Genomic DNA, 15,686 nt, shown 5'->3' with positions numbered 1-15,686 from the left:
TAGTATGTTGTTTATAAGTAGTAGCCTACCATCTTCGTGTAACTCGAAGTCAATACATTTGAGTCAGTTTCTTTAAAATTTTTGTCAGCAGGACTTATATGTATACAATGGCTTGATGCAACCCAACGGCTTAATATGTTTGAACATACGGTGTGCTTTTATACAGATGGCGAGCCCCTCACTGTTCATAACAGATAAAGGCTCGCCATCTCACCAAGCTTTTCTTTTATTGTTGTATAAATATCTTGCCCTGATGTGAAGCCAATTTCACTTCATTCGATCTTTTGCTTCCTTTAAATATGAAATAAAGAGCTAAAATCATAAACAGCAATGCAGAAAAACATTAACCTTCTCTTATTCTTGATTTCAATGGCTTGTAGATACATCTTTCATAGCATTTGGATCATGTTTATATTTGAAGCTTACGGCAAAAACAATTGCAAGTACAAGTGTGTATGCCCCAAAAATCAACCAGATACTCTGCCAATCTTTCACACCATCCACTGTGAAATAATCTACAACCTTTCCACTTGCAATGGCGCCTACATATGCTCCGATTCCATCAACCATGGCTAAAAATAAGCCTTGCGCACTTGCGCGAATACGAGGATCGACTTCTTTTTCTACAAAAATGGCTCCAGAGACGTTAAAGAAATCAAATGCACAGCCGTACACAATCATGGATAACAGAAGGAAAGTGAATCCCACACCAGATGGGTTACCATATGCGAAAAATAAAAAACGTAATGTCCAAGCCACCATACTAATGAGCATAACCTTTTTAATTCCAAAGTTACGTAAAAAGAATGGGATGGCAAGGATAAAACACACCTCAGCAATCTGTGATACTGATAATAAAATAGATGGATACTGTACGACCAGGCTATCTTTAAATTCAGGATTCAGTCCAAAATCATGCAAAAACGGATTACCAAATGTATTGGTTATTTGCAAGGCAACACCTAGAAGTGTTGAGAAAAGAAAGAATATAACCATTCTTTTCTGTTTGAACAGTACAAACGCATCCAAGCCTAAAAGACTAATCCATGACTTTTCTCTCTTCTCGTTAGAGGTTGGGCAATCAGGCAGCGTAAGTGAGTATAGGGCTAGCAAGAGCGAGATACTCGCGGCTATATATAACTGAATGTTGCTTAACTCAAATCCGCTAAGACTAACTACCCACATGGCAATAATGAACCCGATTGTTCCAAAAACGCGAATTGGTGGGAAATCCTTTACTGTATCCAATCCCGCTTTCTCAAGCGCAACGTATGATATAACATTTGTCAAAGCACTTGTTGGCATGTAAACCAACGAATTGAAAAATATCACCCAAAACATAGTCATTGGATCTGAAATGTGTGCTGCTATAAATAAAGAAATCGCACCTAGAACATGGAATATTCCATATAATCTATTGGCTTTAATCCAACGATCCGCAATAATGCCTGCAAGACTAGGCATGATGATCGCGGCTAATCCTTTTGAGCTATAAACAATTCCAACTTGTGCGCCCGTAAAATGTAATGTATTGATCATATACGAGCCTAGCGTAACAAGCCATGATCCCCAAATGAAAAACTGAAAGAAATTCATTATTCTAAGCCGTGTTTTCATTGCCATTTTTCCTGTCCCCTTTTGAGCTTGAATATTCAAGTTGTTGTGTTACTACTCTTCCGTCGATTCTTCTATCGGACACACTTGGAAAGGCTTACATTTTGTTATTCATAGTGTAATAGGTAAAGTCATTAAAGTAAAGAACTAAATATATATTTTATAAAAAGTAATGAATTATTCATAATAAAATACTTATAATATACATATTCTTTTTATTCTTTTTACATAAAATAATAAAAGTTTGTTTTTTTCCACACCAAATGACCCCCGTAGAAGCGGAAGTTATTTGGTTTAATTCGTTTAATCCAAGTGCTGGATTAGCACGCTACAACGTTTATCTTTTTATCATTAATTCATGCATAAAACTGGTACCGTGGTCTGGCAATTTGACCCTAAAGTTGTCAGCAACGGATGCTCCAATGTCTGCAAACGTTTTGCGAAGAGGCAGCTCTCGGCCTTCCGAAAACGCTTTGGAGTAGATGAGTAGCGGCACATATTCACGTGTATGATTGGTTCCGTGATGAACCGGGTCATTTCCATGGTCCGCAGTCAATATAAGCAAATCCTTCTCGGTAAGCTTTTCTAACAGTTCTGGCAACCGAGCATCAAATTCCTCCAGTGCATTGCCATACCCTTGCGGATCTCGGCGGTGACCAAAAAGGGCATCAAAGTCAACCAGGTTTAAAAAAGACAAGCCCGTAAAATCCTTTTGTGCAACTTGAATAAACTTGTCCATTCCATCCATGTTGGATACCGTTCGGATCGCCTCAGTAACGCCTTCCCCATCATAAATATCTGAAATTTTCCCTACAGCGATTACATCCAGATCAGCATCCTTTAATTCATTCATGACCGTCCGGGAAAAAGGTTTCAGTGCATAGTCATGCCGGTTAGCCGTTCGTTTAAACTGTCCCGGCTCTCCTACAAACGGCCTAGCTATGACTCGGCCAACCATATAATCATTGTTTTTAGTCATTTCACGCGCAATCTCACAAATACGATATAATTCATCCAATGGTACAATCTCTTCGTGAGCAGCAATTTGCAGAACGGAATCCGCTGATGTATACACAATCAAAGCCCCCGTTTTCATATGCTCCTCCCCAAGCTCATCTAATATTTCAGTGCCGCTGGCAGGTTTATTTCCGATGATTTTTCTCCCTGATTTTATTTCAAGTTCTTCAATCAAAGCGGCAGGGAAACCATTCGGGAACACTTGAAAGGGGACATCTATACGTAACCCCATGATCTCCCAATGCCCTGTCATCGTATCCTTCCCGTTAGAGGCTTCCTGCATTTTGGTCCAAAAAGCCGCTGGGTGATTATCTTTCGGTATTCCTTGAATTTCTTTAATGTTGGACAATCCAAGTGCAGCCATGTTAGGCATATACAGTCCATTCATTTTTTCTGCGATATGCCCCAACGTATCAGCCCCCTCATCTCCAAAAGCCGCAGCATCCGGTGCTTCTCCAATACCGACTGAATCTAGGACAATTAAATGAATTCGTTGAAATCGTTTATTCATATATCAATCTCTCCTCTCAACACGCACCTTTGTTTTATCTGAAGCATTATTTTTTAGATTTCAAGCAGTAAAACGATACATAAAAGAGGACAGCTTCACTATCCAGTGAAGTTGCCCAATGAATTCATAGATTCTCATATTTTTAAAAAGTTATTTAATGAGAAAATTTGTATCCATCAAATACTTTTAAACCTTCTTCGTTGAGTACTTGTTCAACCAGTTCAGGTTTTTGAGGGCTTTTCTCAAACACTTCGTTGCAAGCAATCATGATGTTGCTCCCGGCGATTTCAGCTAACTGATCATGTGATACGCTGTATACTATTTTGCCCAGATTAGACCACACCATGGCGCCAGAACACATTACACAAGGTTCACAACTTGTATACAAAGTGTATTCGCTCAAATCAAATACATTGTTTTCAGAACAAAATTTCCGGATTAAACCGATTTCTGCATGATGCGTTGGATCACAAAACGTATTAATTTTATTTTCCCCAACCATTACGACTTCCTCCCCTTTGACCAATATCGCACCAAAGGGCTCATTTCCTTCATTTCGGGATTGTAGAGCAACCTCAATTGCCTTTTTCATAAAGATTTCATCTTTGTTCTTCATTCTATATGCCTCCCTAATCTGTGATTATTATCTAGCTAAGGACGTTTCAAATGGTTAAGATGTCCTTTTTACTTTTTTTGAGTAATTTCGGTAATGATATTCCAATTAAGATAAGAACGATCCCTACATATTGCGGAACACCAATGTGCTCATTCAGGACAAAGACAGACATTAATAAGGCTGTTGGAAGCTCCATTGCACCTAATATTGATGCTATTCCTGATCCCACTAACGGAACACCTTTAGAGAAAAGCAGTGTGGAGAGGAAGGGACCGACAAAAGCTAAAACAAACCCGTATTGTACAGCCAGTTGTAATAAAAGCTTTCCGTCTGTTAAAAACGTTGGAGGTAAAATGATCGAACAAACGATGAGGCCTCCGCTAGTCATGAAAGCTGTCTTCATCATCGGATTTGCTTGAACGGCGACCCTACCACTAACGATCATAAAAATAGAATAAGATAATGCTGCAAGCAGACCATACAAAAAGCCAAGCCAATGAACGGCTGAAATTCCAGTTGAATAAATATTAGTTGCGCTTATCGTTCCGATAAGTAAAGGAATGATGGATAGTAACTTTCCTTTTTCAGGAATTCTTCTATTGAAAATTGCCTCTAGCAACACACCGATCCATGTAAACTGAAAAAGGAGTACAATCGCCAAAGAAGCTGAAATATATTGAAGTGAAAGATAATAAAACATTCCTGTAAGCCCCGTTGTAGCCCCTACGGTAACTAATAATATTATTTCCCTTTTACCTGGCGTTACAAACTTCTTCTGTTTTGTACTCTTCGTGCCTTTAGTAACCAGCACTCCGCCCCATAATAATATCGATCCTAAGAGGAGCTGTATTCCAACAACATCATTCACGATATAACCATCTTTATAGGCTAATTTCACAAAAGTCGATAATAAACCATAACAAATTGCACCTAATATGACATATATATACCCTTTCATAACCTCGCCTTTTTCTTCATCGGATTTTATATAATTACTAAACCTTCTCTACAATTCCCTTAACTAAAGCAATGAAATTCTCTCTTACCAAGGCAGCTACCTCAATTACTTCGTCATGACTTAGAGGCTGATCTAGAATTCCACAAGCCATGTTGGTTAAACAGGAGATTCCAAGAACCTTCATATTCGCGTGAACAGCTACGATGGCTTCTGGTACGGTTGACATTCCAACAGCATCTGCGCCTAATGTACGAATCATGCGAATTTCAGCTGGAGTTTCATAAGCTGGACCACTCCACCAGGAATATACGCCTTCGCGTAAAGTTGTATTTTGTGCTTTTGCAACTTCCGTAGCAATTTGTCGCAATTCAGCATTGTACACTTGAGAAAGATCAGGAAAACGAGTACCCAAATCGTTATTATTCGGTCCAATCAATGGATTCGTACCTACCAAATTGAGGTGATCCGTAATCAACATTAACTCACCCGGTTTAAAGTCTTTATTAACGGCGCCGCAAGCATTGGTGATGAGCAAGTTTTCTACACCCAGGGCCTTCATCAAACGCACCGGAAAAGTCACTTCATCCAAAGAAAAGCCTTCATAGTAATGAAAACGTCCTTTCATTGCCAATACAGTTTTTCCCTTTAGCTCCCCAATGACCAATTCGTTGGCATGACCTAACGCTTCAGATTTTGCAAAGTGAGGAATTTCGCTGTAAGGTATTGTGAAAGGGTTTTCAATTTCGTCAGCCAGTGTTCCTAAGCCAGACCCCAAAATCATTCCGATCGTCGGACGATATGATGTTTTACTCATGATAAAGTCTCTGGTTTCCAAAATATCTTGCATTTTATGCATATTTAATTCCTCCTAAAATAGTTTACTGTAAGCTATCTGTATCAATCACTTCAAATTGCTGCTCCAACAGCTTTCATTGATTAGTGTAATAGCTTAACTACCTTTTGTAAATAACTATTTATCATTTATATAAAAAGACTAACTAAATGTTAAATAATTCGTCATTATCTCCAGTTCTTTTTATACTAATTATCAAAAGTTAATTCATGTTTTCTTCATTAGCTCAATGTGTATCTAAAACATCCAAAATTGTACAGATTTAATAATCAGAGTAGATATATCATCAAAAAAGCCCGATAATAATTGTAACTATATATTTATGTCTGAAAACAACATCTTGTATTAAAGATCAAGGGGAAGTTATATGTTAAATAAATTTGAAGAGTTATCATCACCCAAAGCGAAAAACTTAAAACTGTTATATAGCTTAGTTCGTAAATTAGGTCCTGTAACCATTAACACGTTAGCTGAACACACTGGTTTTAAGCATGTAACATGTGGGCGTTTACTTGACGAACTTGTTGCAGAAGATCTTATCTATGATAGTGGGATTGGAAAATCAAGTGGTGGACGTAAACCTCTGGCCTATGTCATCAAACCGGATGCTTACAACTTGATTGGGGTTGAGATTACAAGCTTATACACAACTGTCTTGCTGCTTGATTTAAAGCTAAATATTATAGGCGTCAAAAAATTAAAGATGACCACCGAATGTACTGGAGAGTACACATTAAATTATGTAGCAAAGTGCGTTGAGGATTTACTGGCTGAACATAACGTTCCTAGGAAGAAATTGTTGGGCATCGGCATTGGGGTTCTCGATTCGTTTGATCCGGCAATGGGAGTCATTTCACATCCCCAACTTTTTCCTGCAGGTGGATGGGATATAAATATAATTGAATATTTAAAACATAAAACCAACACTCCTGTATTTCTGGAGAATGGGACCAACTTGGCTGCGCTAGCTGAATATCGTATGAACTTTTGGAAAGAAACAGATAATTTAGTCTTTGTATCCAGTGATATTGGAATTCGATGCGGTACTATTTTTCAAGGCAGATTGGTTAGCAGAAAAAGAGATATGGATGATACCTTTGGACACATCATTATTGATATTCATGGTCGACGTTGTTCTTGTGGCTCATATGGGTGTCTCCAAGCATACAGTAGTTTGCCTGCTATTCGTGACGAAATGGTTAGGCTCATGAAGCGTGGCAAGCCTTCAATGCTTACGACCGAAGTTAACGATTTCGAAGAAATCAATTTACACCACATTTTATATGCTTTAGAGCAAAACGATGCGCTCTGTTTAGAAGTTGTTGAGGATGCAGCTTATTATTTTGGTGTGGGTCTCAGTAATCTGATTTTTCTGTTACGTCCTGAGATCGTGATTTTCGGAGGAACTCTAGTACCAAAACCGCGTTTTTTTGAGGTAGCAGCTAAAACAGCACAGGATCGACTAAAATTTTATCCTGATAGTCATGTCCAAATCATTAAGTCCACTGAAGCCTACAATATTGTGGCTCAAGGAGCTGGTTGTATGGTGTTGGATTATTTCACTGAAGAGGTACCTGTTTAGCATTTAGTCATCGATTCAAGTTCTTATCCACACCTGAGATGAGAACTTGAATCATTCAAAACAAAAAAAGACGAGCCAAGCGACTCATCTTTTTGAAGTGACTATTTATTTACGTACGACGGCATAGCCTTTATTCTTCAGTAGATGTCCAGTTGAGATTCGAACGATTCCAGCTCCAAGATCGGTAGCTTACGCTTCAGAGCTTTCTGAATAAAGTACAGATTAATTCCCTGCCCGTTAGTTCAATGGATTCATATACAACTAAAATCCAAACTCTGTTACTCTTTCAAGCCACTCACGAATAAGTGACTCAAATAATAGAGCCTGTTCAATTTGAAGATTATGGCCTGCTCGATCTAGAACGGCAAAGGTTGCTCTAGGATAATTGTCTAAAATTTTAAAAGCGTCTATGTAACCAACGACTGCATCTTGTCGTCCAAGAGTAAATACTGTTGGTTTATCGAATACTAATTCATCTATATTGGTGGAAAATCCATAGTTTCTTTGAATCTTGCTAAGAAAATCGTAGTCAGCGATGTTACAACCTGCCACGATCTCTTCTGAATACCTCTTCCAATTATATTCATCGAGAACGACTTGATTTGCGCTAAAATCGCTTATTTGCTCTTCACTTAAGGTGCCCATAAACTCGCGATCACGATGAACAACAAAATGCTCGGGAAGTATTCTCCTTTTGTGTTCAGGAACAATTAATGGACAAATCAGTGCAGCTCCACCAATACGATCTTTATGTCTATTAATTATTCCTCTTGTAATATAACCACCGTATGATTCGCCTGCTATGAGATAATCTTGGTTTGGGACAAGAGTTTCAATAAAATTTATAACTGCTTCTAGCATATCATTTGAATTACATATTTGATCGTAATCCATTGTTTGTCCCATTCCAGGCAAATCAAGATAGATACGACGCCAACCGGGGATATCTTCAAATATCGGTTCCATACACCCACTCATTAATCGATGGTCTGGTGTAAAACCATGGATCATTATAATCGGTTTGCCTGTACCAATTTCCTCGTAATATATATTGGCATTCTTGACTTTACAATATGGCATACAGACTCCTCCAATTGATATATTTATAATGTGCTTATACTAAAGAAAAATCTACATTGCTTTATCTAGCACACCAGATCTCCGTTTCGTTTTGATTATATACTCATACATAATATATGTAAAGAACACTTGTTCGCCATAATTGTTTCTGGGGTTAAACTAAATTGCTGTTTTATTATTCATCACCATATAAAGTAGGAAGACCTTGATTCATCAGTGCTTCTGACGAATCAAGGTCCCTACTTTGTCTCAACTATAATGGTTACTCACAATGTGCGGTGTCATAATTAGTGAGAAAATTATCGCTATCCAACTCATGTAAGCCATAAAAATCATAATTAATGAGAATATCCTCATTACTGTAATGGATAAGTATACATCTACTTGTATAGGTTTCATATTATCTTTATTAGCTCAAAGACATCAAAAAAAGCTTGCCAGCGACAAGCTTTTTCAATGTTTAATTTCAACTTAAAATAGCGACTTTCAGCGGGACAATGTTATCGTGGTTTTAGAATTGCTTTCTTGTAAAAAATATGAATTTAGAAGAATCACTTCGGGCGGGGCTTTGCCATGACAGAGCTGCGCGAACCCAACATATAGAACATTCAAAGCAGATACAACGCCATTCCAGCCGCGACTTTGGTGCTGTTTATTTACATTTAACATTGTTACATCACTTCTACTTGGCAATTTATACATCGTTATTTTCTAAAAAATGTTACAAACGCCCTAGCTGCAATAGATGATGCTGTATTGCATTTTAACTAGTAAAAACCACTCTGTAGCATTAAATGCATCGAAACCGGGATGGAGGATTTTATTCAAATCCGGGTGCCTGACGCAAGGTGATTTCAGTACGTTTCATCCGCTCCACTACACCACGAAGTCCTTCTATAAACTGCTCCTTACTCTTCGGCTGCTGCGGTGTGTACTGCGGCGAATCCGGGACCCGTATCCGAATGGGTGGAAAACTTCCAAGCTCAGACACTGCCTTGCCTTACCACTCTCTGTTTTTTCTCCCATGATTGAGCTGCGAAAGTTAAGTTAGTCATAAGTCCATCTCCATTTCTTTATAATCGGTTCTAAACGCCGATTTAAATTCCGTGGAACAATAAAAAAAACGGCCGCTGTTCGCATCGTTTGCGACAAGGCCGTTTTTTGTTTTTCGTACGCTAGCTTCAACTTGCTATTCTTGCCAAACACTCATAGGGTCCCATGGCTTGATCTGATCGCCATATTTTCCGGCCAAAAAAGCTTTCATGTCTTCCAGCTTAGCAGGCACCTCGTTCCAAATTGGAAGGGGTGGTAACCCTCGTTTACTTTTCAATAGGATATCCACTGTAACATACAACCGTTCTGGCTGAATCCAATGAAGGAAGCGGGAAATATCAATTTGCTTGGTCAGGGACAAGGTATCAATTTCGTCATTGTAATGCTTGTTAAACTCGCTAATCAGGTTCAGGAGGTAGTCTCTTTGCTCCTTCACGAAGTCCAGGCCGCAGATGGCGCCATGTCCTGGAACAACGATTTCGGGTTTAATTTCATCAATAATGCGATCAAGCACTTTAACCCAATTGAGGGTTCCCTCTTCGCTGTATGCCGTACAACCGTTAAACACGACATCGCCGGCGAACAGCACCTTTTCTTTTGGCATCCACAGCAGCAAGTCACTGTCAGAGTGGGCCGGAGCTACGTTGTAAATCATAATTTCCATATCGCCAAGACGGATGTTGATATCGTCCTTTATCTCAATATTCGGGAGCACCCATTCTACGCCTTCCAGGTCGAATCCTTCAAATTCCGCTGCAAAAAACCGCTCGCCCGAAGTCGATTCCGGAGAATTCTTTCCTCTTCTGATGACGCTATCCATCCAGGCGATATTTTCGGTGAGACGCTCTCTGGACGCTTCCTTGTGCATAATAATGCAAGCATCTTCAAACACTTTGTTTCCCCAGGCATGGTCACTATTATAGTGCGAATTCACCACATATGCGGGAGAGCCGCCATTGCTTACTTCCTTAAAAGCCTCCCGCATTTCCCGCGCATGGAACAAATCGAAGAACGTGTCATACACCAGCCCTCCGCCCTTGTTGATGAACCCGGCATTGGCCCAACTGATGCCGCGATACGGCGAAATACCGGCAAAGACGCCATTTGCGACTTCAAAAAATTTAACGCGAGGTTTTTGGATAATACGTCCATACTTCATGGAAATTCTCCTTTGCGTATATGTTTTTGGGGTAAAGCACACTGATTATGTCTTTAATATAGAGAATCGAAAACATAAATGCAAGCAAGCACTTGCGTGCATTTATGTTATGCAATATGATAGTAACAGAACAACATCAAACAACATGGATGGTGGCGCTGCAACATGAAGCTAGTAACCTTTCAAACCAAGACATCTCAGGAACCTTTATTTGGGCTTGTAATTAACGAGAAATTTGTCGTGTCTTTTGCCGCAATCATGAAAAAGCAGGGAACATTCGTTGACAGTCTTGAAAGTATGGACAGCTATCTTCATTATTTGCCGGCAAGTTATGATGCCGCTAAGGAATTGATGCAATATGCTGTCGAACTATCGCATCAATTCAATGAAAATGAAGTCTGCCCGATTGCAGCGGTAAAATTGCTGCCGCCGGTTCCACATCCGGCTGCGCTTATCGATTTCGGGCTGACGCCAAGACATCTGAGAAATGCTGGCGTAAATCTGCTGCAAAGAGAATACACAGGACCGGAAAGAGAAGAACTTAAACGAAAAATTGCTGAAAAATTCCAGCGAGATCCGAATAAAGTAATTTTCAGTTATTACAAGTGTAACCATAACGCATTAATTGGCGATGGGGATACGATACATTGGCCTTCGTACTCTTCCTACCTGGATATCGAGCCGGAGCTGGCCTTTGTTACAGGGAAGGGGAACTGCATTGCAGGTTATGTTATTTTTAACGACAGTACTGTTCGCGATGTGCAGTGGCCTGATTTCCTGGCGCTGACTGGACCGACGCGCTGCAAAGATTTTGATCGCAGCAAAGGAATTGGACCATTTCTGGCTACGCCGGATGAAATCGGCAACCCGCTGGCACTGGATGTGGATGTACGGATCGGGGAGAGACTGCATTGGAAGGGAAGCACATCCGAGTATTCTGTACACCCTGCAAAAGTGATGGAGGAGATTCTCAAAGTTTTCACGCCGCTCCCAGGCACGATTATAGGAATGGGGACGATACCGGATTGTTGCGCAATCGAGACCGAGCAATGGCTGTTGCCCTCTGACCGAATCCAGATTACATTTGATAAATTAGGCTCGCTCACGCAATTGGTGCCTGATCATGTCAAGATTACTGAACCAAGCCGCTGGGAAAAAAGAAGCGATTTGCCTTAAATAAACGTTTATGAAAATGATGAACCCCGATCCTGCTGCATATGCAAAATCTTGTAGTAGAATAGGTTTAACATATGTAAAAGGAGAAATGCAATGCAAACTTCAGACAGAATCATTGAAGCCGCGACACGGCTCATCAAAAAGAAGGGCTATCGGGGAGTAAGCACCAAAGCCATTGCAACGGAAGCTAAAGTCAATGAATCTACGATTTTCCGGCAATTTGGAAGCAAGCAAGGCATATTGGAAGCCATTATTGAAAGACATTCGGATATCCCGCAATTTGAGAAGCTATTAAAAGAGGATGCGACCGATAATCCGGAAGTAGATCTGCTGAATGTAAGTCAGCAGTACCGCTTGTTTTTCCATAAAAATGCGGACATCATTTTGATTGGCATCCGTGACAAAGGAATGCTTCCCGAATTGGACAGAGTGCTGGCCGATCCGCCGGTGAAGCTGCACTCCTTGCTAGTTGAATATTTTGAACGCCTGCAGAAGAAAAAAGTTATAGCCAGACAGGATGAGCGTCTTGCCGCCATGACTTTCCTCTCGATGTGCTACGGATTTCAGATGAGCGAGCTGATTCACCGGCAATATCAGTCCCAACTCGTCACCGAGGAAGAGTTCTACAAGCACAGTGTCTCATTGTTTGTTAAAGGAATCTTGTCTCAGTCATAAGCTTTATTGATTTATTTAATGATAAGTCTAACTTCTCCTCTCAAAACATCACCAATTATTAATCATCACCATATAAAGTAGAAAAGCCTTGATCCATCGGTACTTCTGATGAATCAAGGCTCTCACTTTGTCTCAAACATATATTGAAAAATCTCATTTATTAATACATTTGTCTCAACTATAATGGTTACTCACAATGTTCTCCTACATTTATTAAATCTTGTAAGCCTTCATCGCTTTTCTTAGCTCTTTGAACGAAGGTCGTTTGCCATACATTAAGACACCCGTACGGTAGATCTTGGCGGCCAGCCAGCCAAATAATAGGATGGAAGCAACTAGAATGGCTAGTGACAGCCAAATTTCCAGCAGGCTCGCCCGTTCCAGTCCGATGCGTAGCAGCATGACGGTCGGAGAAAAGAACGGAATGTATCCGGCCACCTTAATGAAAATCGTATCAGGTGCCGCAATATTGAAGATCCCGATGTAAAAGGCTGCGAGTGACAGCACGGTAATCGGCATGATTGCCTGCCCCAACTCTTCGGTACGGCTAACAATGGAGCCCACCGCGGCGAACAATACCGCGTACAGAAAGTAGCCGAGAATGTAAAATATGAGACCATAGCCGAGCACCGCAATATTCAGTTGAGACAAATCCAGTCCGACCGAGCTAAGAATGACATTATTATGCGGCAGCATGAGGTTGGCGCACATAACGGCTGCGAAAACGGCAATTTGCAGCAGACCCACCAGGAAGATGCCAATAATCTTCCCAAACATTTGGGTCAACGGCGACACGCTTGTGATGAGAATCTCCATGATCCGTGAGCTTTTTTCCGATGTTACCTCTGCGGCGATCATATTCCCCGTCATCATGGAAGAGGTGAAGAATAAAATCATCAATACATAGACCAAACCATAGTTAATCATGGAGGTCGCTTTTTCCTCTTTCCCCGCAGCTCCCCCTGCCTCAGACGGACTGTCTACTTCCCTGCTATCCACCAATACAGGTGTACTAATTTCACGGATTTGGTCGCTGGTCAACGACTTGTCGCCCATAATAGCCTTGACCTTTGCTTCCTGAAGTCCCGTTTGCACCAATGTAATGACAGCCGGAGATGGCTCTTTTTCTACAGAGACGTATTCCACTTTAGGAAACGTGTCTCCCTTGGCGGCAGGCTCCGTGAACTGCACGTAACCTTGCAGCTTTCCGTTGTTCAAGGCTTGCTGCATTGTCGGCGCTTGTACGCTGTCATAACGTACCCAGATGGCTGCCGGATTGGACTGCTCCTTGGTAAATCGCTCCAGCTGATTTGCCACTTCTGTCTGGTTCCCGGCAATCAGACCCAAGCGTTGATGTGCGGCTGCAGTTGTGCCGGAACCTCCGGCCCCTTCTCCTTTAAACAAAGAAATCAAATACGGCAGATTCATGCCCAGCGTAATGAGCAAGGCCAATACCAGTGTCGTAATGATAAAGGATTTGGTCCTCGCCTTCTGACGAAACGTAAACCCGATCACCGTACCCAGTCTATTCATGGGAATCCCCCACCTCTCTTATGAAAATTTCGTTGAGCGTAGGTTCCTTGATCTCAAAATGCTCCACATCCGTTTGTCCCAACGCTGTTTGCAAAATTAACTTCGCCGCATCCGGCTGCTCAATATGCAGCATCCAGCCACGATCCATATGCTCTACACGGCGTACGCCCGGCAGCTGTTCCAGTCCGTTCACTTCACCTGTAGTGATGAGGCGAACTTTTTCACGTGGGTAACGGCCCTTAATCTCTTGCACACTTCCCTGCACTACGGTATTCGAGCGGTGCAAAATCGTAATATGTCGGCACAGTTCCTCTACATGCTCCATACGGTGGGTTGAAAATAAAATCGCAGCACCCTCATCCCGTAGTTCCTTCACCGTATCCTTAAGCAATTCGACGTTCACCGGGTCCAGCCCACTGAAGGCCTCATCCAAAATGAGCAGCGTCGGACGATGCACAACAGCCGCAATAAAGCCCATTTTTTGCTGATTTCCCTTGGATAGCTCCTCAATCCGCTTGTCGTAATATTCCGGCACTCCAAAGCGCTCTAGCCAGTAGCGTAGACTTTTGTCTGCCTCCTTGGCCGACATTCCCCGCAGCCTGCCCAAATAGTTAATCTGCTCGCTCACCTTCACCTTGGGGTACAGTCCACGCTCCTCGGGCAAATAGCCCATTGTCCGCTGAAGCTCCTTGCTGTAGGGCTTGCCTTCATATTGAATGCTTCCCCCGTCAGGGTAAATCAGGCCGAGCACCATGCGCATCGTTGTCGTTTTGCCTGCTCCATTGCCTCCCAGCAGTCCATAAATCTCGCCACCGTTCACATTCAGGGATATTCCGTTTACCGCCGTATGATTCCCATATTGCTTCACGACCTTTTCCAATTGCAGCATGCTCATGATTGCTTTACCCCTTCCTTCTTCATGAATGTCTCTGTATCCGTCGATAGTTGTCCCGCAGACCAATGTACTAAAATATCATCCAGCTCCAGACGGCGCACACGGATGGGGCGAATACCCGCTTGTTCCAATATGGCACTGGTCTCTCCAGCTGCCAGCGTTATAATTCGCTGTAAATTCCCATCACTCTCCGTCTCTACAACTCCCGGAAGCTCCGATGCCTCCTCTGGTGTACCTTCAAACCACATTTCCTTGCCATTTTCGAGCAGATGGTCTTTTTCCAGCTTGCCAAGCAGCCTGCCATCGTGCATCAAGACAATATAATCCGCCAAACGCTTGATCTCGTCCATGATATGGGTAGCAATAATGATCGTCGTTTTACCGTTCTTCATACAATCCCGCAGTTCCTCCAGCATGATCTTCCAGGCAAAAGGGTCTAGACCCGATGAAGGCTCATCCAGTAGCAACACACGGGGGTGCGGCGCCAAGGCAGCAGCCAGTTCGAATTTCCGGCGCTGTCCCTTGGACATACGCGATAATTTCGTATGTGCTGGAACCTGAAAGCGGTCCATTAGACGCTGAAAACGTGTTTCATCCCAGCCGGGATACCACAATGCTCGAAAAGCCGCTGCTGCTTCTGCAGTTAGTCGATCCTCCTCGCGAACCGGCTGCTCCGGTATATACCCAACCCATTGTCGTGTATCTGCCGGCATGCCGTCGGGGTATGCTTGACCGAACCAACGAATCTCACCGGAATCCGGATGAACAAGCTGAGTCAGCAAATGAATCAATGTGCTTTTCCCTGATCCGTTATGTCCAGCCAAAGCGACCACATATCCTGGTTCAACCGTTAAATTAATCGGTCCAATTTTCCGGTCACCCCGGGTTTTATAGACCTGGCTCATCTCAATAATTGGTGCTTTCATCTGTATTTCCGTAGGAACTCCCACATGATTATTCACGG

14 protein-coding genes are annotated in these 15,686 nt (G+C 41.9%); 3 read left to right on the top strand and 11 right to left on the bottom strand.

Annotated elements, in window-relative coordinates:
* Positions 1-366: 366 nt before the first annotated feature.
* From HFD99_RS19775 to HFD99_RS19755, 5 genes are all read right to left on the bottom strand, one after another.
* The gene (locus tag HFD99_RS19775; RefSeq protein WP_039276723.1) at positions 367-1,623 is read right to left on the bottom strand and encodes a nucleoside permease; all 1,257 of its coding nucleotides are present in this window, start codon (positions 1,621-1,623) and stop codon (positions 367-369) included.
* A gap of 328 nt (positions 1,624-1,951) precedes the next feature.
* Positions 1,952-3,142 (bottom strand): phosphopentomutase, encoded by a 1,191-nt coding sequence (deoB, locus tag HFD99_RS19770; protein ID WP_039276721.1) that lies wholly within the window; start codon positions 3,140-3,142, stop codon positions 1,952-1,954.
* A 154-nt stretch (positions 3,143-3,296) separates the two neighbouring features.
* Positions 3,297-3,758, bottom strand: coding sequence for a nucleoside deaminase (locus HFD99_RS19765; RefSeq protein WP_039276719.1), 462 nt, complete (start codon positions 3,756-3,758; stop codon positions 3,297-3,299).
* A 46-nt stretch (positions 3,759-3,804) separates the two neighbouring features.
* Positions 3,805-4,716: an EamA family transporter gene (locus tag HFD99_RS19760; protein WP_039276718.1), complete on the bottom strand. Its 912-nt coding sequence runs from the start codon at positions 4,714-4,716 to the stop codon at positions 3,805-3,807.
* 37 nt (positions 4,717-4,753) lie between these two features.
* Positions 4,754-5,572, bottom strand: coding sequence for a purine-nucleoside phosphorylase (locus tag HFD99_RS19755; protein ID WP_016819556.1), 819 nt, complete (start codon positions 5,570-5,572; stop codon positions 4,754-4,756).
* Positions 5,573-5,936: 364 nt separating this feature from the next.
* Here HFD99_RS19755 and HFD99_RS19750 point away from each other — a divergent pair, with 364 nt between their 5' ends.
* A complete protein-coding gene (locus HFD99_RS19750; RefSeq protein WP_025363937.1) occupies positions 5,937-7,151 on the top strand; it encodes an ROK family protein in 1,215 nt (404 codons plus the stop codon).
* Positions 7,152-7,412: 261 nt separating this feature from the next.
* Here HFD99_RS19750 and HFD99_RS19745 read toward each other — a convergent pair whose 3' ends face one another.
* The 3 genes from HFD99_RS19745 to HFD99_RS19730 form a co-directional block, all read right to left on the bottom strand.
* A complete protein-coding gene (locus HFD99_RS19745; protein ID WP_025363936.1) occupies positions 7,413-8,231 on the bottom strand; it encodes an alpha/beta fold hydrolase in 819 nt (272 codons plus the stop codon).
* 820 nt (positions 8,232-9,051) lie between these two features.
* Entirely contained in the window at positions 9,052-9,222 is a 171-nt protein-coding gene (locus tag HFD99_RS25520) for a hypothetical protein (protein ID WP_155399775.1), read from the bottom strand.
* A gap of 198 nt (positions 9,223-9,420) precedes the next feature.
* Positions 9,421-10,443: an MBL fold metallo-hydrolase gene (locus tag HFD99_RS19730; protein ID WP_025363935.1), complete on the bottom strand. Its 1,023-nt coding sequence runs from the start codon at positions 10,441-10,443 to the stop codon at positions 9,421-9,423.
* A 165-nt stretch (positions 10,444-10,608) separates the two neighbouring features.
* Between HFD99_RS19730 and HFD99_RS19725 the strand changes: the two genes are divergently transcribed.
* Positions 10,609-11,619 carry a fumarylacetoacetate hydrolase family protein gene (locus tag HFD99_RS19725; protein ID WP_025363934.1) on the top strand — a complete coding sequence of 337 codons (1,011 nt, stop codon included), beginning with the start codon at positions 10,609-10,611 and terminating at the stop codon, positions 11,617-11,619.
* Positions 11,620-11,712: 93 nt separating this feature from the next.
* Positions 11,713-12,294: a TetR/AcrR family transcriptional regulator gene (locus HFD99_RS19720; protein ID WP_013369248.1), complete on the top strand. Its 582-nt coding sequence runs from the start codon at positions 11,713-11,715 to the stop codon at positions 12,292-12,294.
* A gap of 213 nt (positions 12,295-12,507) precedes the next feature.
* On the opposite strand, the gene HFD99_RS19715 is transcribed toward HFD99_RS19720, so the two are convergent.
* The 3 genes from HFD99_RS19715 to HFD99_RS19705 are packed head-to-tail and all read right to left on the bottom strand — an operon-like array spanning position 12,508 to position 15,684.
* A complete protein-coding gene (locus HFD99_RS19715) occupies positions 12,508-13,827 on the bottom strand; it encodes an ABC transporter permease (RefSeq protein WP_016819550.1) in 1,320 nt (439 codons plus the stop codon).
* A complete protein-coding gene (locus HFD99_RS19710) occupies positions 13,820-14,722 on the bottom strand; it encodes an ABC transporter ATP-binding protein (RefSeq protein ID WP_017428000.1) in 903 nt (300 codons plus the stop codon). The genes HFD99_RS19715 and HFD99_RS19710 overlap by 8 nt, the downstream gene beginning before the upstream one ends.
* Complete coding sequence (locus HFD99_RS19705) at positions 14,719-15,684, bottom strand: ABC transporter ATP-binding protein (RefSeq protein WP_025363933.1); 966 nt, start codon at positions 15,682-15,684, stop codon at positions 14,719-14,721. Before HFD99_RS19705 ends, HFD99_RS19710 begins: the two co-directional genes overlap by 4 nt.
* Positions 15,685-15,686: the final 2 nt, after the last annotated feature.

Source organism: Paenibacillus sp. EKM301P, assembly GCF_011800295.1.
In the GTDB taxonomy this organism is placed as follows: Bacteria; Bacillota; Bacilli; order Paenibacillales; family Paenibacillaceae; genus Paenibacillus; species Paenibacillus polymyxa.
Note: the sequence above shows the minus strand (reverse complement) of the source record. Positions and strands in the feature narration are given on the sequence as shown.